Here is a 19,327-nt window from a genome sequence, read left to right on the forward strand (position 1 = left end):
ATCTTCGAGGAGCTCAGACCGCCGGTTGGGAAAGGGGGCTTTCTGCCGGCCCGCGCTGGGCTACCGTTCGTCTTTGGCCGCGGCCTGGGGCTGGCGAAGATTCCGCGGCCGACGCTCCAATGGGCGTCGCTATGCGTCTGATTCTGCCCCGCGACTCGATCGACAGGCCGCGCTAGCGCTGAAAGGCGTAGGAGAGCTTGACGAAGACCTCTTCGCTTGCCGGCTCGAGGCGGTCGAATTCGTCCAACTCTCGGCTGTCGCCGTAGCCGACGAAGAGCACGGATTGCCAGTTGAGCTTGTAGGCGAAGACCAGCGACGTCCCCAGGTCTTCCGAGAGCGGGGTGACGTCCTCGGGATCGTCATACAGCTCCGGCCGTCGCTCCGTGCGTAGCCATTGGCCAATGAGGCGCAGCCAGCTCTTCGAGCTGAACGTGTAGGTGGCGCGGAGCTGCGCGACCTGGGCCTTGAACAGCTCGCCGGACAGACCTTCGTCGGTGGTCACGTCGAGCTTGCGCTGGTCGGTGTCAAGGCTGAGCTCGAGATGGTCGGTGGGCTGCAGGTCGAGCTCGATGCCGAGGGTCAGGCCGTCGGCCTGGCGATCGTTGGCGAAGTCCACCTCATCGCCGAACTGGGCGCTCAACTCGACCTGAGAGAGCACTCCGCCCGGCCGCAGCACCAGCAGCGGTCGAATCTGGTTGCGTTTGATCAGCTCGGTGCCGGAGCGTTGGTCGCTCAGGAGAAACTCGACCCGAACGAACGAGTTCAGGAGGCCGTCGAAGCCGAAACCGGGAAGCAAGAACCGTGACAGCACGTTGCCGTCTCGGTCCTCGCGATAGGAAACTTGGGTAAAGAGCCGCAGGCGGCTGATCGGCTTGTCCTCGGGGTGGAAGCTGCGGCCGATCTCACCGAAACCCCGCCGCACTCCGACCTGGGGTATGAAGCCGTTGTCGGCACGGAAGTTGTTCGAAAGATCCTGGTAGAGCGTGAAGTAGTCCCAGGTCTTGGTCTGCCGATACCACCAGAGCTCGGCCGCATGGCCGGAGAGCTCGCGGTCGTCCCACTCGTCGGCCAGATCCGGCAGATTCGGGGTCTCGCTCTGCGAAATCAGAATCTGTCCCGAGATGACGTCCTTGTCGGTCACCTGCCAGCGGAAGTCTGGGCCGAGGACTCGGTTGTAAGAGTTGTCCTCGACCTCGCGACCGGTGAAAACGAAGCTCAGGAACGAGTCGCCGAAGTTGCGCCGAAAGCGGCCCACGGTGACCACGGACTCCTGATCCTGATCGACCAGGTCCGAGCCTTGCGGGCCCGGAATGATCACGCTGCCTCCGCCGCGGTCTTCGCCGGCGAGGAAGGTGTAGCTATTGCCCCTGAACTCTCCGGTGGCCCGAGCGCCCCAGCGTGGAGACGCGAAGCTGCGCGTGTAGACCGCCGTCAGGGGAGTGTCGAAGAGGTCCGCTCCCTCGAGAAAAAAGGGCCGTTTCTCGGGGAAGAAGAGCGCGAAGCGCTCGTTGGCCGAGATCAACGGCGCGTCGGTCTCGATCTGAGAGAAGTCCGGATTGAGCGTCAGGTCCAGGATCGTGTTCGGGTTGGGAAGCCACTTGGCGTCGAGGCCGATCTCGGACGTCGGATCGTCGGAGATCAGCGGCGTTCCGACATCCCCTTCCGGCTCCGAGCGCTGTACCCCGGTGGTGTACGGGGCCACGACGAAATGGCTGCCGCTAGGCAGGCCGCCGAGGCCGACGAGCGGTGTCGAGTTGCAGATGAAGCAGGTGGAGTCGCGAGGTAGCTTGGACGAGAAGAACTGGTACCGGAACTCCCGGGGGTGGTTGCGATAGAGGAGAATCCGCCATTGCTCGGGATTGCTCTCGGTGTAGCGAAGCGACGAGAACGGAATGCGCATCTCGAGCACCCAGCCGTGAGGGGTGACCTTGGCGGCGCTGTCCCAGAAGAAATCCGGCGCGGAGTCCTCACCCGCGGCGTCGCTCGAGATTGCGTCGTATTGAATGCCGCGCGCGTTGGCGAGGAACATCTGAGCCGTGCTGCCGTCGTTATTGGCGTCGATCAGGACTCCGCCGTAGTCGGTATAGCTGGGAACGTTGTCCCGGTTGGCCAGCGGTGCCCGGATCTTCTCGGGCTCGGGATCGGAGAACTCGAAGGCGGCGTAGAGGAACTGATCGTCGTAGACCAGGTGGCCGATGCTGCCGAGCTTGGCCGGCAGATTGTCGCCCGGTCGGGTCTCGTACCAGGTCTCGATCGGCTCGGCATCGGCCCAGCCGGGGTCGCCCATCTCGCCGTCGACTTTGATCTCGCGCGTGGTCTTGCCGATCGCGAAGGGCGGATCGTGGGCCAGCGCGAAAACAGGCGACGCCTCGACTGCCAACAGCAACGGCAGAAGCGTCGACAGGGCCCCGATTCCCCTGACAAGCATTGTCTCTTTAACGTATTCGGACGCGGAAAGTTCAGGGTTTTCTTGGGACGTCGCTACGGGTCTGACTCGGCGTCGAGAATCTCCAACTTGTCCGGAAGGTTCGGCACCATGCATAGAAACTCGAACGGGCCCTCGATCACGCTGTACGAGTGAGCGACGCCGGCCGGAATGTAGAGGACGTCCTCGGGACCGACCTCGTGATCCTCGTCGCCGATACGGATCCGCGCTCGACCGCTCAGGACGTACTGCTCGTGCTCGACGGTGTTGGTGTGAAACGGCATGCCGCCGCCGTCCAGCATGGAGAACTTGCGCATGGCGAAGTGCGGCATCCCGTCGTCGGGGCCCAGCAGCACCTGAGTCGAGGCTCCGGTGCCGGCCGCTATCGAGCTCGCCTTCACCTCGGCGGAGCTCTTGACGATTGGCTTCATCCTAGATCCTCCTGACATTCATTCAACTAGCCGAAGACCTGCTTCAGGAGCTCGGTGGTGCGGGCCACAGGGTCTTCGCGAATACGAGCCTCTTCTTGTCCCAGGATCGTGAAGATCCCGGCGAGCGCCTGATCGGTCACGTAGGCGTCGAGATCGACGGCATCTCCGGACACGAAGGGGAGGCGGTTGTAGCGTTCGGCGAGGTCGGCGTAGAGGCGCGCCAGGCCGACTTCCTCCATTTTTCTCAAGATGATCGGGTGGAACTTGTCGCGGATGTCGGCCGAGGTCCGCTCCTCGAGGAGGTCGGTCGCCGCGGTCTTGCCGCCCTCGAGAATCGCCATGGCGTCGGGGAATGTCAGGTCCCGGATTTCTTCCCAGAGGATCTCGCGGGCCCCGCTGGCGGCCTCCTCGGCCGCCCGGTTCATATTGAGCTCGAGGTCGTCGACCTGGCGCCCGAGCCCGAGTTTTCGCAGCGTCTTGGTCATCGGCTCCATGTCGCTCGGAATGACGATACGGATGAGCTCGTTGGCCAGAAAACCATCGATCACCGCGGTGCGCTCGACGGTTCGGTCCGATCCGATCTCGAGGGCCTGTCGCAGGCCCGAGATCACCGTCTCGCGATCGAGCTGGACCGGTCCGCCTCCGCTCGTGACCTCGAGAAGATCGTCAAGGGCCACACTCGAGCAGCCGGCGGCCAGAATCGTGGCCGCAACGAGACCAGCCGCGATCGATTCCCTTGCTCGCATGCTCCGATCATACCGAGCGGGATCCGCGGCGGTTGTAGATCGGCGGCGCGGGCCCGGCGCCCGTTGCCTCGGGAACCCGATGAGCCCTCAGAGGATGTTCCCGTGCCCGGCCTTGTGGAGGGTCACCTGTAGCTGCAGGATCTCTTCGATCAGCCCGCGGTGACGTCCACGGAGAGCGTTGTGGCGGTGCTTGACCGCGAGATGGCGCTCCCGGATGGTCTGCATCTCTTCGGGGTTGGTCGAGCTCATGCCCTCATGCTCTTTGACCTCTTTCAGATGATCGTCGAGTTGAGCCTCGTGTTTGAGAATGAAAGAGGTGACTTGTTGGAGCGTGTTCAGGGCGCGGGCATGATCGTTCTTCCAGGCCGCGATTTCCTCGGTCCAGAGAGCGTGATCCTTTTCGCACTGGGCTTTGTCGATAGCAGCGGCTTCCGGCATGGGAATACCCTCCTTCGGGAAAAGCCTAGCGGCGATTGCTCCGTATTGGACCACCCAATCGGGGGGCGTTGGTCAAGCAGGCGCCCGAATTCGCGCTAGGATGCGGCCTTCTCATCTCCCGCACCCTCCGAAGACCCAAGGAGAACCCATGAACAAGAGACGTTTTCTCGTTACCGGCGGAAGCCAGGGTATTGGCGCGGCGGTCGTCGAGTCTGCTCGAGCGGAAGGACACGAGGTGGTTTTTACGGGGCGCAACGAAGATCTCATCTCGGAAGTTGCAGACAAGACGGGGGCCTTCGGCCTCCGAGCCGACGTCTCGATTCCGGACGACAACGCCCAAACGCTCGAGGTATGCGGTGATCGCATGGGTGGCGTGGATGTCCTGGTCAACAATGCCGGCTACGGCTACTTCGCGCCGCTCGAGGATTTCGACGTTGGCCGGATGAAGAAGCAGTTCGACACCAACGTGTTCGGCCTCGTCGATCTCACCAGTCGCGTCGTTCCCGGGATGATCGAGCAGGGCGAGGGCGACATCGTCAACATCGCCTCGACCTCGGGCATCAAGGGCCATGCCCACGGCACCGCCTACTCGGCGAGCAAGTGGGCCGTGCGGGGCATCACCCAGTGCTGGCAGGCGGAGCTGCGGCCGCACGGCATTCGCGCGGTGTGCATTTGTCCGTCCGAAGTCCAGACGAACTGGGGTGGCAAGACCGGCCGCAACAACCCCAACAAGCTCTACGCGTCGGACATCGCCGACGCGATCCTGGCGGCGCTTTCAGCCCAACGCCGGGCCCTCTGGCCGGAGTTCGCGGTGTTCGCCACCAATCCCTGGCAAGAGGACTAGTCCGGCTCGGACGAGCGGGCTCGGGACCGGCATGACCGCAGACCGCCGCAAGAGCGGCCTCGTCACCTCACCCGGCCGCCGGCTGCTTCGACTCGGAGGACTCGTCGGTCGTGTCGGCGCATCGGTAGCGGGCGAGCGCACTCTGGGCCTTCTGCGCTCGGGCCCCATCAGTGAAGCCAGGCGGCTCGAGAATCTGATCAAGAACGCGGTGCGGATTGCCGAGACGCTGGGTGAAATGAAGGGCGCGGCCATGAAGGTCGGCCAGATGTTGAGTCTTCAGGAGGGCTGGTTGCCGAACGAGGTGGCCGAGGTCCTGCGACGGCTGCAACGCGAAGCGCCTCGCGTGCCCTCCGAGGTGATGCGCTACGAAGTCGAGGGATCGCTGCAAGCGCCGATCGGCGAGCTCTTCGAGGAATTCGAAGAGGAGGCCTTTGCGGCGGCCTCGATCGGACAGGTACACGCCGCGCGGCTCGCCGACGGCGGACCGGTGGCGGTCAAGATCCAGTATCCGGCGATCCGCGAGATCGTGACGGCCGATCTGAAGAACCTCAAGAGGCTGTTCAAGAGTCTGTTCGCGATGGTTTTCGAGGCCGATTTCGAACCTCTGTGGGAAGAGATGCGCGACCGGCTACTCGAGGAGCTCGACTACGAGCACGAGGCCGAGAACATGCGCCGCTTGCGCGAGCTTCACGCTGACGTCGAGGACGTGGTCATCCCGAAGGTGATCAAGGCTCGATCCACCGACCGGGTGCTCACCATGGAGTTCATCGATGGCATCCCGCCGCGCGAGGCGGCAAGCGATCGATACAGCCAGGAGCTGCGAGATCAATGGGGGAGGGTGTTGTTCGAGTTCCAGATGCGCGGCCTGTTCGAGCATCGCATGCTTCATGCCGACCCCAACCTCGCCAACTTCTCGTTCCTGGAAGACGGCCGAGTCGTCGTCTATGACTTCGGCAGCGTCAAGAGGATTCCCGAGAAACTGGCCGTCTGTTACGCGGCGCTGTTGCGCGCCGTGCTCGACGATCGCCGCGAGAAGGTGCCCGAAGTCCTCAGGCAACTCGGTGCAACGCGCGGCGACGGCTCGCCGGTCGAGCTCGAGCTGCTCGAGCCCTACCTGGATCTTCTTGCCGAAATCCTGCGCCGTGAGCCCGAGTACCGCTTCGGTGAAGACCCCGAGCTCTACGACAAGATCATGCAGGCGGGCATGGACAACTGGACCCGGGCCACCGATCTGCGCTTCCCCCAGGACGTGATTTTCGTCGACCGCTCGCTGGCCGGGCATTTCGGCAATCTGGTCCGTTTTGGCGCCCGGGCGCCCTGGGCGGAGATCGTCGAAGGCTACATCTAGCGTCTGTTATCGTTCTGTCGGAACTCCTGGACAAGTTGCGATCGGCACGGACAACGTGCTCGGAAAGGGGTTGAAGCGCAATGACGGAACACGACCTGCAGTCCGCCGGCTCCGATGTCGCAACTCAGCCCTTCAAGGACCGCAGGGTCGGCCTGATCGTCTTCGGCGTTCTCGAGCTGCTGATCGCCGTTGCCCTCTTGGGACTGGTTGCCCTGCAGCTGCTCGTGCTGACGAACGCCAACAGGTTCGCTCCCGGTATGGAGGGTGTCTCGACGGCAAGTGTGGTAGTGAGCGCGGTGATGTACTCGGCGCTCGCGGCCGTCGCGGCGGTGCTGGGCGTCGGCTCGATACGCTGCAGGCGGTGGGCTCGAGCGCTCAACCTGGTGCTTTCTTCGATCGGTTTGGCCACTGGGGTACTGGCGTCGGTGCTCATGGTTGTCTTTCTTCCGGGCCTACTCCGAGGCATGGAGCGCCAGATGGGGGGCTCTCAAGAGGGAGTTGTATTGGTCGTCGGCTGCATGACCGTGAGCGTGGCGTTTGTCTATCTGATCATCCCGGCGGCGTTCGTCGTTTTCTACCGGAGCCGGCATGTCAGGGCGACGTGCGAGTACTACGATCCGAAGGCACGTTGGACCGACTCATGTCCCTTGCCAGTGCTTGCCGGCAGCCTGCTGCTCGCTTACTGGGGCGTGGTGGTCTTCGGGCCGTTCATGGGCGTGGGAATTCCCTTCTTCGGTCGGGTCGTCCACGGAGCCGGAGCCCTGCTCATCGCCATTGTCCTGGGAGCGGCCGGCGTCGTTCTGGCGTGGGGCTTCTACCGCCTGCAGCGCTGGGCCTGGCTGGGCGTACTTGCCTTCATGGCCGTGAACGGCCTGAACGCGTTGATCACTTTCCGTGGGCGGTCTCTCCTGGACCTCTACGAAAGAATGGAGATCCCGGCAGAGCAGCTCGAGATGATGACCGAGATGGGTATCACGCGCTTCATGATGCCGGTCACGGCGGTCCTGTTCCTGGTGACGTTCGGCTTCTATTTCTGGCTGGGGAGATACTTCCCGCGCGATACCTGAGTCGTAGGAGCTTCGTCCGGATCGGGGTGCCGGCGGCTAGAGCGGTGGCGGTAGAAAGCACGCCTTCAGCCTGCGGGCCGTTTCGAGATAGAAGACCAGCTTTTGGCCGTCGCGATAGCCGTCGTTGAACTCGCGGCCGTCATCGCGCGATCCGCTGTGGACGAAGGAAGACAGCGACATCGACAGGAGTCGCTCACAGTTTTTGTCGAAGCTGCGATCGCGCGCTCGATCGACGCCCGCCGCGAACCCATCGAGGTAGTCCGGGTCGTCATCCAAGCGATCAACCAGCCGCGCGGCTTCCTCCACCGAATCCTCGATTCTCGCTGCGACTGCCGCGTTCACCTGCTCCGCCCTCCAGCGCTCGTACTCGTAGAGGGTCTCGTCGCAGTTGTCAGGCAGCGGCTCCCGCAAGCGGCGGTTCCAGCCCGGCGAGCTCTCGGCGGACGCGGCATCCTCGTGGCGTTCGAGAATCTCGGCGATCAGACTGTCGACCTGGCCGGCCGACCCGGAGTTGACGGACCGCGGCAACTTGATTTGAAGCTCGACCTTGCAGGCGAGCTCGTCGTAGAGCGTGAACGGACCTTCCCGGTAAGGCACCACCAGCGGCTCGACGAGGTCCAGTAGCACCTCCACCTGCTTGCGCTTGAGATTGATCTTGTAGACCGTTGCCAGCTCGCCGGCGCTGAAACGGTGGTCGCCCTTGCCGCTGACGCGGCGCCCCCGAACCTCGTTGTTGGTGTAGTTGCCAGCGCAGCCCGAGATGGCGTCGACTCCGATGATGGCCCAGGCGCCTCGCCAGCGAGCATTGAGCTCGGATTCGGTGGATGCGTTTGCCTGTGCCGTAAGCGTCAGCGCCAGAAGGCTCGAGGCCACGAGGCGGGAGATCGGAATGGCTCGAATAAGGCTTGGTGCACGCATGCGAGATCCCCTTGATTCTAGGATGGTACCGGCCGACCGTCCGACCGGCCGCCTCGGAGCAGCGCCGCGACCAGGCAGGTGGCGAGAAACGCCGCCAGAACGATATGGGCGGCGTGGGCGGCTGGAAACCCGCTCGGCGGAGGCCAGGCCTCGTCGAAGGGTGCCGGCGCGACCACGAAGACCCACGCTCCGATCAGGACCTGACCGACGACGCCCGAGAACAGCAGCCAGCCCCAACCTCGGAGTCGATCGGCCCCCCGCAGGCGAGCCATCGAAAAGGCGAGCAGAATCAGGAACATCGTGGTGATGACCCCGTTCAGGAGATGAGCCATCAAAGTGGTGATGAAGGTGAGCTCGCCCACCGGTGGGTGCCGGGTGATCGACCCCAGGAAGACCTGGAGCGTGACCAGCCCGAGGGCGATCCTGGCCCGTCGCCGGATTCTGTCGACGCCTGGAGACGGCACCGTAGCCGTCCATCGCTCCCAGATCAGTAGGCTCGTTGCGGCGATCAAGACCACGGTGGCAACCGCTACCAGGACGTGAATGGCGCCGAGCCACGGCGGATTGAGCCGCAGCACGATGAGTCCACCGAGGGCCACTTGAAGGCCGAGGGCGCCGGCGGCGTAGCGGGACATGCGCCGTGCCTCGGCGAGATCCGGGCGCCTCGCGAGCGTGATCAGGACCGCGGTGAAAAGAACCAGCGTCGAGGCCGCCGTCGCGCGATGATGCTGCTCGTAGAAGACGTTCCCCGGCCACTCCGAGGCCAGCAACCGGCCGTAGGACAGAGGCCAGTCCGGTACCGAGAGCGTCGCCTGGTAGGCGTTGACCTGAGCGCCGGCGATCAGCAGGTAGAAGGCGCTACCCGCAGCCAGAAACGAAAGGGCACGGATCGTCTTCAGATCTCGAGCTTACCGGCTTCGACGACGGTGTGGTCATCGATGCTGAGTGTCGAGCCGTCGACATGCAGGCTCATCGCGCCATCCGAATCGTTGCTGCCACCGGCCCAGCCGTTGTTGCCCAGGCCGAGCGTCACCATGCCGCCCATCTCCCAGGATTTGTAGGTCGATCCTGTCGGAGTACGGCTTTCGGAGTTCATTCCGAGATCGACGATCGAGAGCTCCCGGAGAGAATCGCTCGATGAGGCGAAGTACCCCTGCAGCATCTCCTGGTTGGTGTCGGCGGAGAGCTGAGTTACCCGTCCATCCTCGAAAGTCAGCTCGAGGTTCCTCACGGCGAGCCCGCGAAACTGAGTCCAGGGCACGACCAGCATGCCGTTGGCGCTTCCTGCTTTGACGCAGGCATAGGCCTCTCCCGCCGGGAGCCAGGTGTTGGCGGCGCCGTTTGGCGAGACCACGTCCGAGGTTCGGCCGGCGTTGATCCGGGCGGGCTCGCCGCCGATCGCGAAACTGAGGTCGGTGCCGGCCTCCGAGGTCATCTTGACCATCGCTCCTTCTTTCAACATTGCGGCTACGGAGCTGGCCTTGGTGGCCAACTCGGCAGGCGGAACCGCGATCGCTTTCCAGAAGATCTCGTTGATCTCCTCGTAGTCTGCATCCACGGATTCGGCATAGGCCGCCGTAGGAATGCCGCCGGTTTGTCCGAGCGTCGCGCTCCGGAAACGGGCGTTGTTGAGCGCGCGTGTCAGCGGCACACCCGCCTTGCGGGCGGCGGCGAGGCGTTCTTCGGGAGCGTCGGAGAACAGGCTCGGGTCCTGGACCGAGCCGACGTTGATGAACACATCGGCCATCTTCGTCATCAGGAGATTGGCCGTGGGCAGCTGCTCCAGGTGCTCCATGGGAGTCTCCATCAGCGCGCGCTTGTTGGCCTTCGGGATATTGAGAGTGATCAGGGGCTGGCCGCCGGCTTTGGACACCGAGACCTGAATCGCCTCCATGAGCTCGACTTCGTTGACGCCGCCGGCGATGACGACGATCTCGCCGGGCCGAACCGCGGCCGATTGATTGACGAGGTTGTCGGCGATCGCGTCGTAGTCGGTTTCAGCGACGCCCGCCGCCGGGGCGAGCGTCATCAGCATGGTCAGGACCGTCGCTAGTAGAGCCTTGCGCATGAGTCTCCTTTCGAGGTGACGAAGAGCAGCGAGTTCGGTCGGCGGCACCTCCAAGCACCGCCGGCTGGCCGAACCTCGTCGTCGAAGTCCGTGCATCGTAACACGGCGTACTCTCGGCCAAGAAGGAGGCTATTGGCCTTCGCTGAGCCCCTCTCATCGTCGAGACGGGTGTAGTCGCAGCCGGTGGTACGATTCGCGGCGTCGACAAGAACCGCACCTCGGAGGCCAACCATGCGAAGCAGATTATTCCGGCTCACTCGATTCGTTTGCCTACTTCTTACCGCGCCGGCGATCTCGGTGGCGGTGCCCCAGATCGCTGCCGCGTCGAGCTGGCCCGGCCTTCGCGGACCCAGTCATGACGGCGCCGTGCGCGATGTCCGGCTCTTCGAAGGCGAGTCGGCCGCTCTCTCGGTCGCATGGCAGCGGGAGCTCGGGTCCGGCTATCCGGTGGTCGCCGTCGACGGTGAGCGGCTGGTGACCGGTTTTCAGAGCGGCGCGAAAGACGTCATCGCGGCGTTCGATTCCGAATCCGGCGACGAGCTCTGGCGCTACGAGATGGGGGAGGGCTACGCGGGGCATACCGGCTCGCACGACGGTCCGATCGCCACACCGGTGCTTGCTGGCGGGCGTGTTTTCGGTCTCGGACCGCGCGGCCATCTGTTTGCGCTCGACGCCGCGACTGGAGCGTCGGTGTGGACCAAGAACCTAGCCGATGACCTCGAGGCCGAGGCTCCGTTCTACGGCTTTGGCGCCTCGCCGGTCGTGGTCGGCGCCACGCTGGTCGTGCAGCTCGGTGCCGGCGAGGGTAAGTCGATCGGTGGCTTCGATGTCGCCAGCGGCGAGCTACTCTGGAGTACCGGTGACGACACGGTCGAGTACAACACGCCGATCGTCGCCACGCTCGGCGGGCGCAGTCAGGTGGTCGCCGCGGGCACCAAGCACCTGCGCGGCCTCGATCCGTCGTCAGGTGCGGTGCTCTGGAGTCACGAGCACGGCGGCGACGAGCGTGCCATGGGTGGCGCGACCATCATCCCGGTACCCGCGGGTGAGAACCGCCTCCTGCTGCTCAATCAGCAGCCGGAGTCCTCCATGCTCGAGGTCAGCGCGCAAGGAGGCGCCTGGCAAGTCAGCGAAGTCTGGAAGAGCCAAGCGATCAAGGGCACCTACGTACAACCGGTCTACCATGACGGCTACCTCTACGGCATGAACGGCAAGATCTTCACCTGTGTCGACGCCGCAACCGGCGCGATCCAGTGGAGAAGTCGCGAGCCCGGCGACGGCTTTCCGACGCTGGTCGGCGATCATCTCGTGATCATGACCAAGCCCGGAGTGCTACGGGTCGCCGACGCTTCGCCGGAGGGTTACAAAGAGCTCGCCAGTGTCGCGCTGTTCGATCAAGTCTCCTGGAGCGCTCCGGCCTTTGCCGGCGGGCACCTCTATCTGCGCAGCATGAGCTCGCTCGCACGAGTGGACCCGGTCGGCGAGCCGGCCGCTGTTGCGGAGGTGTCGCCGGCGATGAGCTCGACCCGCTTCGCCGGTCTTCTCGCCGATCTCGGTGAGCGCGGGAGTGCCGAAGAGAAGAGTGCTCGGATAGACGCCTTCCTCGCCGCGAGCTCGGTTCCGGTGATCGAAGACACGGGGGCCGTGCACTTTCTCTATCGAGGCGAGGCCGAGGACGTCGGCATCGTCGGAGATATGGTCGGTTTCCGCCGCGAGGATCCGATGACCCGCGTGCCCGGCACCGATCTTTTCTACTACTCGACGCGCCTCGAGCCGGACGCCGCGGTTCACTATGGCTTTCTGGTCGACTACGGCGAGCCCACCGCGGACCCGCTCAACCCGAATGAAGGTGAGGGCCTGTTCGGTGAGGTGTCCTTCGTCGCCATGCCCGCATACCGCGCTCCCGACTTCTCCGAGGCCGCCGCGGACGACCGCCGGGGCCGTCTCGAGGAAATCAGTTGGGAGAGCGAGGCGATGGAAGGCCAGACGCGCAAAGCCACGGTCTATCTGCCCGCGGGCTACGACGCCGATGGCGATACTCGCTACCCGACACTCTATGTGCACGATGGCCAGGAGGCGCTCGAGAAGGGGCATTTCAAGAACGTCCTCGATCATCTCGCCGGTGACTCGATAGCCCCTGTCATCGTGGTGTTCGTGACGCCGGCCGATCCCGAGAACAGTCGGCGCGAATTTCGCAATCCCGCCTATGTCGAGATGTTCGGAAAAGAGCTGGTGTCGCTCATAGACGAGCGCTATCTGACCCTCAATCATGCGATGGCGCGCGCCAGCGCCGGCACCGGCAGCGGAGCGGACTTCTCCTTCCGGGTCGCTTTCGAAGCCCCTGATCAGTTCGCAAGAGTGGGAGCGATCTGGCCGACGCTCTTCGCGTTCGGCAGCGAGCCACCCAGAGCCGAAGACCACCCTTTGGTCATCTACCAGAGGTGGGGCTCCTACCACCTGCGCTCTCCGCACGAGAACTTCGACTCCGCGGCCTCCAACCGCGAGTTTCAGCAGCGGCTTCGCGACCTCGGACACCGGCCGGCCGGCGGAGAGGTGCCCGAAGGCGTCGGTTGGAACAACTTTCGGGGCTACGTCGATGACATGCTGCGGGCTCTGTTTCCCTTGGGATAGGATTTCCGCCGGTATTTGCCGGATCGGAATCGGCACTGTTAACGTCCCGATAGGGTGAAACAGAAGATCGTCACGGTTGGCGTTAGCGAGGAGCTTCGGGAAGGTCTCTCCCGCAAGGTAGACCGGCGAGCGGTCGGGATCCTGAGCGTTCCGTCTGGAGTATCCGCCTGTGCGTTGCACGAGACACTCGGTGTCGATCTTCTGGTCGTCGCGGTCCCGCTCGAGGATATGCCCTTCGATGAGCTCGTCGAGTCCTTGGGTTCCTTTGGCCTTCCCCGTATGGTGGTTATTGCCGGCGAAGACGACTACAGAACCCTGTCACTACGCGAGTCGGACCGGCTGACCGTGCTGCCGGCGAGGCTCTCGGCTTCCGATCTGAGTAGGTTGTGTACTCAGTTCGTCCGCGCGTCGCCCAGGGCCGGCCAGCGCATCATGGCGAGGCTCGAGGTGCAGATGGGTGACACCAGCAGGCTCCGCATGGTCCAGACGCGCGATATCTCGGCGACCGGCATGAAGGTGATGACCGGCGAGCTCCTGCCGATCGCGACCTGGGTCAAGTTCTCCTTCAACTGGCCTGGGGATCCGGATGCAGTCACTGGTGACGCCGAGGTGGTTCGGCACACCTCCCTGGAAAAGGAAGGCATCCGGGGAATGGGCATTCGTTTCACTGCCTTCGACGGTAAAGGCGGGCGCCGGCTGCGCGAGCACATCCGCCAAAGCGTCGATTGGCAAGAGCGCGACTGAGCCTTAGGTCTGCCAGGCTGCCGGGGGAGGCAAGACGGTCGAGCTTCGTGTCGACCGAGGAAGAGGGCGAGGCCGATGGCCCCGCCCCTCGCTCGATCTGATGCCGCTAGGGCGTTTCCATCATGACTTCCCAGAGATAGTCCTGGTGCGAGTGGCAGGTGGTACTGAACTCGGCCATCACGTCGGGGTGGTTTTCAACGAGCTCGTTGATTACTGCTTCGCGCGCTTTGGTAATACTGCCGAAGTCCTTCGCGGTCTGGGAGGCCAGGCGACGATACTTGCCGCCGATGACGTGCTCGAACCAGGCCCAGGAGGCTAGATTCCCGGCCTCGACCTGCGCGTCCCAGAGGGGGCCGATCTTCTCCCGAATCATGTCGTCGAGATCCGACTCCTTGGACATGTCGCAGACCCAGTAGGCGGAGAACGCGACGTCACCCCGCTGCTCGGTGATCTCGCCGGCATCTTCGCTCGATCCGGCGACCCAGCGCCAGATGTAGTCATCGTGGGACGGGCAGAGTTGCTGCAGCCGGTTGGCTCCGAGCGGGTCGGCCTCGCCCACTTTGGTGTTGAGCGTGTTGCTCGCTTCGAGAACCTCGTCGATCGTCGGCGCGATCAGGTAGACCACGCGCCGCCACTTGCCGCCTACCGCGTGGGCCATCCAGCCCCAGCCCGTGATCGTGCCGTCCTCGACGCCCTGGTCGTACACGGGCTTGAAGACGTGCTTCATGATGTGGTCGGCCTGCTCCTGCGTGCTGGTGTCGCATTCGTAGTAGATGCCGTAGGCGTAAGGCCGCGGCGCTTCCTCTTCGTGGGAGTCCGCGACAGCGATCGCGGGCAGAGCCGCCATCGTCACCACGGCTGCCAGGACCGTCGGAATCAATCGTCGAATCGGGTGCATAGAATCCTTTCGTTCTGGCGACCCCCTCCCCGGAGACCGCCGGTGAAACCCATTCCCTCGTTGTTTCAGAGCCCCGCGAGTATAGCAGTTGCGTCTTCCGTGGCCGAGGTTTCTCCGCCCTCAGTGAAGGGCCCGGATGAAGCCTCGACCAGACCTAGCTCAGGGCGACGCCGTGCCGCTGCAACCAGGTTCTGCGTTCGGGATAATCCGGCAGCATGGAGCCCACCAGCTTCCAGAACCTCTTGCCATGGTTGCGCTCGATCAGATGGCAGAGCTCGTGAACGACCACGTATTCGAAGACCGGTTTGGGCGCGGCGATCAAGCGCCAGTTGAGCGATATCACGCCGCGGGCCGAGCAGCTTCCCCAGAGCGTTCTCTGATTCCCGATCCGGATCCGGGCGGGGGAGACGCCGAGCTCGGAACCATACTGGCGAGCCCAGACTCGTGCATCCGCGAGCGCTCGCCTCTTGAGCCAGTCCATCACGAGATCGCGCGTCAACGTCTCACGTTGGGCGGAGGCGAGCCCACGCTCGAGGGTGACGTGAAACGCGCTCGCAAAACGGAGCGAGCTCGCGGACGAGCGTTTCTTAGCCCTTCGGCTGTGGCGGTCGACCCCCTGCGCTTCCTGCACCCACAAGCGCAAGAACCTTCCCCGAAACAGGACCTTTGATCCCGAGAGAAACCGCGGGGGAGTCACGACCAGCTCGCGCTCGCGCAGGGCTTCGGTTTTCTCGTAGATCCAGCGGCGCTTGGACTCGGCGAACGCCACGATCTGTCGGTTGGGCGTGAATCGCGGCGCGATGACGTCGACACTCCCCGGTCGCACGGTGATTCTCATTCGCTTGGCGCGTTGGCTGCGTCCGATCTCGTACGGAATCTCGGTGTCGGCGACGACGAGGACCGGCATCGGCCAAGCTTCACACAATGCTCGAGCGTGGGGAAGCGGAGCGTGGGAAGCTAGGCGAAACCGCCCGCCGGAGTTGGGCGTATCTACGAGCGTCAACCGATGATCCGATTGAGCCCCATGAAAGCCGGTGCCGGGCCGACTGCCGTGACTCTGACGGCCGCGCTGCTCCTCGCCAGCTGCACGGCGGCGCTCAAGCCCAACCGGCCCGATGTTGGACGACTCTACAGCCGCTCGGCCCAGAGTCACGGACCCGATCGCAACCCGGTCATCGTCATCCCCGGGCTTACCGGCTCGAAGCTGGTCGAGGGCTCGACCGGCCGGGTGGTCTGGGGTGCGTTCGCCGACAACTATGCCAAGCCGGAGAAGCCCGCGGACGCACGCCTGATCGCCTTGCCGATGCGCGAAGGCGTACCCTTGCGAGATCTCCGGGACGAGGTTCGCCCCGCCGGCGTCCTGGATAAGCTCAAGGTGAAGCTTCTGGGCATCCCGATCAACCTGCGGGCCTATTTCCACATTCTCACTGCGCTTGGCGCCGGTGGCTACCGTGACGAAAGCCTGGCGGTCTCGGGCGAGGTCGACTGGGGCGACGATCACTACAACTGCTTCCAGTTCGACTACGACTGGCGGCGGGACAACGTCGAGAACGCACAGCGCCTGCATCGGTTCATCGAAGAGAAACGGGCCTACGTGCGGGCGGAGACGAAACGTCGATTCGGTGTCGACGCGCCAGATCTGAAGTTCGACGTCGTCAGTCACTCGATGGGCGGCCTGTTGCTGCGTTACTACTTGCGCTACGGCGCCGCCGACCTGCCGGAGGACGGATCGCTGCCCGAGGTGACCTGGGCAGGAGCGGCCAACATCGAGCGGGCGGTTCTGGTGGCGCCGCCCAACGCGGGCACGCTGGAGAGCCTCGTGCAGCTGCTCGAGGGCAAGGACTACGGGCCCTTCATCAGCTACTCTCCGACTCTGCTCGGCACCTTCGCCTCCGGCTACCAGATGCTCCCGAGGGGTCGGCACGGCATGGTGCTCTCTGACGGCGACCCGATCGAAGACCTCTTCGATCCGGCGCTCTGGCGCCGCATGCAGTGGGGCCTGGCATCTCCAGAGGCCGAGGAGATGGTCTCGTGGCTGCTGCCGGACGAGCCGGATCCGGTGGTGCGGCGCCGGATCGCGCTCGATCACCAGGAGAAGGCCCTCGAGCGCGCCGGGCGTTTTGCCGCGGCGCTCGATCGGCCAGTGGAGAAGCCGCAGGGCCTCCACCTCTACCTGATTGCCGGCGACGCCGTGCCGACCCCCCGGCGCGCAGAGGTAGGTGCCGGTAAGAAGAGTCTTTCCGTGATCGCCCACGAGCCTGGCGACGGCAAGGTGCTGCGGTCGAGCTCGCTGATGGACGAGCGCCTGGGTAGCCCGTGGTCGCCCTACCTGCGTTCGCCGGTCGACTGGCAGAGTGCCATGTTTCTGCCCAGAGCCCATCTCGATCTGACCAAGGATCCCGTGTTCACGGACAATCTGCTTTTCTGGCTGCTCGAGCTGCCGCGGCGAGCCGAGTCGGCTGAGGTGTCGGAGCCGTGAGAGCGGGCCCGAGGTCGCGATCCCCGGCCACGCCGCTTACCACGGCCGGGCTCCTAGCCCTGTTTCTGCTGCTGGCGCCGGCACTCGGCTGCGCGAGCCGCTGGAGCCCACCGCTCACCGAACGCTTCTTGCCCGCAGGCGGGCACACTCCGATGGTCTTCGTATCCGGAGTGACCGGTACCGTGCTGAGCGATCCCGGCAGTGGCGAGCTGGTCTGGGGAAGCTCCCGGCAGCTGTTTCGGCCTCGCGACGGCGGTTACCGCTTGGTGCTGCCGCTGGTGCTCGGTGGCCAGCCCTCCCATCCGAATACCGGTTACGAGGCGATCGAGACAATCTGGCAGCTCCGCCTGCCGGGCTGGACCAAGCAGGTCTACCGGCCGCTGCTGGAGCGCTTCGAGGATCAGGGCTACCGGCTGGGAGACCTGGCCGATCCTGGACCGGCGGACGATCTCTTCTTCTTCAACTACGACTGGCGTTACGGCAATCTCGATTCGGTGCGTCTGCTCGACCGTCGCCTGGAGGAGCTCAGCGAGAAGCGGGGCGGCACCGAAATCGACCTCGTCTGCCAGAGCAATGCGGCGAAGATCTCCCGCTGGCCCGTTAAGTACGGCGCGCCCGATCCTGACCGGGCGGACGCCGGAGTCGCCCCGCGGCGCGGCTACCGGCTCCGCAAGCTGGTTCTGGTCGGCGCTTCGAACAACGGCGCTTTGCGAGTACTCCAGTTGTTGATCCAAGGTCGCAATTACGTGCCCCTGGTCGGGCGACGGTTTTACCCCGAGGTTTTCTTCTCCATCCGGCCGCTGTTCGAGGATCTGCCGGCGGATCGGGACGATCTGTTCTTCGACGAGAGCGGTAAGACCCTGGCCGTCGATCTGTTCGATTCTCAGAACTGGGTGGAGTACGGGTGGTCGCTCTTCGGGCGGAAGGCCAGCGAGCGCTTGCGCCGCAAACCCCGGCCGGACCTCTTCGGGAACCGGCAGGAGCGGGTCGACTACCTCGACCGCCGGCTCTCGCAAGCACGCCGGATTCAACTCCTGCTGGCGCGCGATTCGGATCACTTCCCGGACGTGCGCTACTACCGCTTGGAGAACGCTTCGGCCCCGACCATCGATCGGGCCCTTCTGACTCGCGAGAGGGGTGTGTGGCGAACACACTTCCTGGGCGACGGGCGCGTCGACCGCGATCCGCTCCTAAAGGACCTCGCCTGGGCTTCCGGCGACGGACACGCCGTGCTCGACAGCCAGCGCGGGCTCTCGCCGCAAGAGACCGCCGCGCTCGCCGGGACCGCGATGGTGGCCGGGGGGCACTTCGAGGCGGTCGTCGAACCGGACGGGCTCGACGCGATCGTCGCCTTCGTGACGGAACCGGTCGGCGACTGCCACTGAGCCGGCTACGGCATGCCGTTTCGAGCGGCCGGCCGGGCCCTGGCTTCTGGACGCGTGATCGACCCGAGTCGCGTCCAGCATTGCAGGAAGGCCGGATTCTGCTCTACCCTTGTTCTGTGGCCGAGCTGGTGCGCGACAGATACCTCCCGCGAGTTGCGTCGCTAGTGGTTGCGTGCCTTTGCGCCGCCTCGGACGCTCACGGGCAGGAAGCCACCGTGGGGGTCTTCGATCGCCACCGGGAGGCTGTCGTCAAGGTCGAGGTCAGTGAGACCGGCTCCGGCGCCAAGGGGATCATCGGCTCGGGATTCTTCGTTGGCGACGGTACTCGCCTGGTCACCAACTACCACGTGGTTTCGCGCCTCGTGCACAAGCCGGCGCGTTATGTCGCCAGCGTCGTCGACGCCGACGATCAAGAGCAAGAGGCCCGGCTGGTGGGGCTGGATGTCCTGCACGATCTGGCGCTCCTCGAGGTCGGTTCCGCCGGGCCGGAACGGCTGGAGATCGCGGCCGCGGCTCCGGCTCAAGGCACTCGCCTCTACGCATTGGGTTATCCACACGATATCGGCATCACCATCGTCGAGGGGACCTACAACGGCCGCGCCGAGCATTCGCTCTACGGGCGGCTGCACTTCACGGGCTCGCTCAACCCGGGCATGAGCGGCGGGCCGGCGATCGACGACTCCGGTGTAGTGGTCGGCGTCAATGTCGCGACCGCGGGTAACCAGGTGAGCTTTCTCGTACCCTTGGAGTCCGTAGCGGAGCTCCTTGCCCAAGGCGTTGGGTCCGCCGGTTCCGAGGAGAGCGGGAATCCGTTCCTCGAGATCGTCCAGCGGCAGCTTCTCGAACACCAGGACACCTACCACGGCGACTCCCTTGTCGCCTCCGGCAAGACCGTTCAGCTCGGG

General features: G+C 64.7%; 16 protein-coding genes and 1 pseudogene. 8 read left to right on the forward strand and 9 right to left on the reverse strand.

Features of this window, described 5'->3' with window-relative positions:
* Positions 1–172 precede the first annotated feature (172 nt).
* From GY769_18160 to GY769_18175, 4 genes are all read right to left on the reverse strand, one after another.
* Complete coding sequence (locus GY769_18160; GenBank protein MCP4203847.1) at positions 173–2,428, reverse strand: carbohydrate binding family 9 domain-containing protein; 2,256 nt, start codon at positions 2,426–2,428, stop codon at positions 173–175.
* Positions 2,429–2,481: 53 nt separating this feature from the next.
* Entirely contained in the window at positions 2,482–2,856 is a 375-nt protein-coding gene (locus tag GY769_18165) for a cupin domain-containing protein (protein MCP4203848.1), read from the reverse strand.
* A 26-nt stretch (positions 2,857–2,882) separates the two neighbouring features.
* On the reverse strand, positions 2,883–3,602 hold the full coding sequence (locus tag GY769_18170; GenBank protein MCP4203849.1) for a DUF4197 domain-containing protein: 720 nt from the start codon (positions 3,600–3,602) through the stop codon (positions 2,883–2,885).
* A gap of 87 nt (positions 3,603–3,689) precedes the next feature.
* Positions 3,690–4,040 carry a hypothetical protein gene (locus GY769_18175; GenBank protein ID MCP4203850.1) on the reverse strand — a complete coding sequence of 117 codons (351 nt, stop codon included), beginning with the start codon at positions 4,038–4,040 and terminating at the stop codon, positions 3,690–3,692.
* Positions 4,041–4,188: 148 nt separating this feature from the next.
* Between GY769_18175 and GY769_18180 the strand changes: the two genes are divergently transcribed.
* The 3 genes from GY769_18180 (at position 4,189) to GY769_18190 (ending at position 7,299) form a co-directional block, all read left to right on the forward strand.
* Positions 4,189–4,884, forward strand: a complete 696-nt coding sequence (locus tag GY769_18180) for an SDR family oxidoreductase (GenBank protein MCP4203851.1) — start codon at positions 4,189–4,191, stop codon at positions 4,882–4,884.
* Positions 4,885–4,915: 31 nt separating this feature from the next.
* Entirely contained in the window at positions 4,916–6,232 is a 1,317-nt protein-coding gene (locus tag GY769_18185; GenBank protein MCP4203852.1) for an AarF/ABC1/UbiB kinase family protein, read from the forward strand.
* A gap of 80 nt (positions 6,233–6,312) precedes the next feature.
* A complete protein-coding gene (locus tag GY769_18190) occupies positions 6,313–7,299 on the forward strand; it encodes a hypothetical protein (protein ID MCP4203853.1) in 987 nt (328 codons plus the stop codon).
* A 36-nt stretch (positions 7,300–7,335) separates the two neighbouring features.
* Here GY769_18190 and GY769_18195 read toward each other — a convergent pair whose 3' ends face one another.
* The 3 genes and pseudogenes from GY769_18195 to GY769_18205 form a co-directional block, all read right to left on the reverse strand.
* On the reverse strand, positions 7,336–8,217 hold the full coding sequence (locus GY769_18195; protein MCP4203854.1) for a hypothetical protein: 882 nt from the start codon (positions 8,215–8,217) through the stop codon (positions 7,336–7,338).
* A 509-nt stretch (positions 8,218–8,726) separates the two neighbouring features.
* Positions 8,727–9,116, reverse strand: a pseudogene (locus GY769_18200) (hypothetical protein).
* Positions 9,113–10,285, reverse strand: coding sequence for an aminopeptidase (locus GY769_18205; GenBank protein MCP4203855.1), 1,173 nt, complete (start codon positions 10,283–10,285; stop codon positions 9,113–9,115). The pseudogene GY769_18200 and the gene GY769_18205 overlap by 4 nt, the downstream one beginning before the upstream one ends.
* 231 nt (positions 10,286–10,516) lie before the next feature.
* On the opposite strand from GY769_18205, the gene GY769_18210 reads away from it, so the two are divergent.
* Entirely contained in the window at positions 10,517–12,916 is a 2,400-nt protein-coding gene (locus GY769_18210; protein ID MCP4203856.1) for a PQQ-binding-like beta-propeller repeat protein, read from the forward strand.
* Between the two features lie 54 nt (positions 12,917–12,970).
* Positions 12,971–13,660 carry a hypothetical protein gene (locus tag GY769_18215; protein MCP4203857.1) on the forward strand — a complete coding sequence of 230 codons (690 nt, stop codon included), beginning with the start codon at positions 12,971–12,973 and terminating at the stop codon, positions 13,658–13,660.
* Positions 13,661–13,766: 106 nt separating this feature from the next.
* On the opposite strand, the gene GY769_18220 is transcribed toward GY769_18215, so the two are convergent.
* Together GY769_18220 and GY769_18225 are read right to left on the reverse strand one after the other, a co-directional pair.
* Positions 13,767–14,558, reverse strand: a complete 792-nt coding sequence (locus tag GY769_18220) for a hypothetical protein (GenBank protein MCP4203858.1) — start codon at positions 14,556–14,558, stop codon at positions 13,767–13,769.
* 154 nt (positions 14,559–14,712) lie between these two features.
* A complete protein-coding gene (locus tag GY769_18225; GenBank protein MCP4203859.1) occupies positions 14,713–15,465 on the reverse strand; it encodes a M48 family metallopeptidase in 753 nt (250 codons plus the stop codon).
* A gap of 99 nt (positions 15,466–15,564) precedes the next feature.
* Here GY769_18225 and GY769_18230 point away from each other — a divergent pair, with 99 nt between their 5' ends.
* The 3 genes from GY769_18230 to GY769_18240 all read left to right on the forward strand — a co-directional run.
* Complete coding sequence (locus tag GY769_18230) at positions 15,565–17,037, forward strand: hypothetical protein (protein MCP4203860.1); 1,473 nt, start codon at positions 15,565–15,567, stop codon at positions 17,035–17,037.
* On the forward strand, positions 17,034–18,422 hold the full coding sequence (locus GY769_18235) for a hypothetical protein (protein MCP4203861.1): 1,389 nt from the start codon (positions 17,034–17,036) through the stop codon (positions 18,420–18,422). Before GY769_18230 ends, GY769_18235 begins: the two co-directional genes overlap by 4 nt.
* Positions 18,423–18,637: 215 nt before the next feature.
* On the forward strand, positions 18,638–19,327 hold a 690-nt coding region (locus GY769_18240), incomplete at its 3' end, for a trypsin-like peptidase domain-containing protein (GenBank protein MCP4203862.1).

The sequence above is a fragment of the bacterium genome (assembly GCA_024224155.1).
GTDB lineage: Bacteria > Acidobacteriota > Thermoanaerobaculia > Multivoradales > JAHEKO01 > CALZIK01.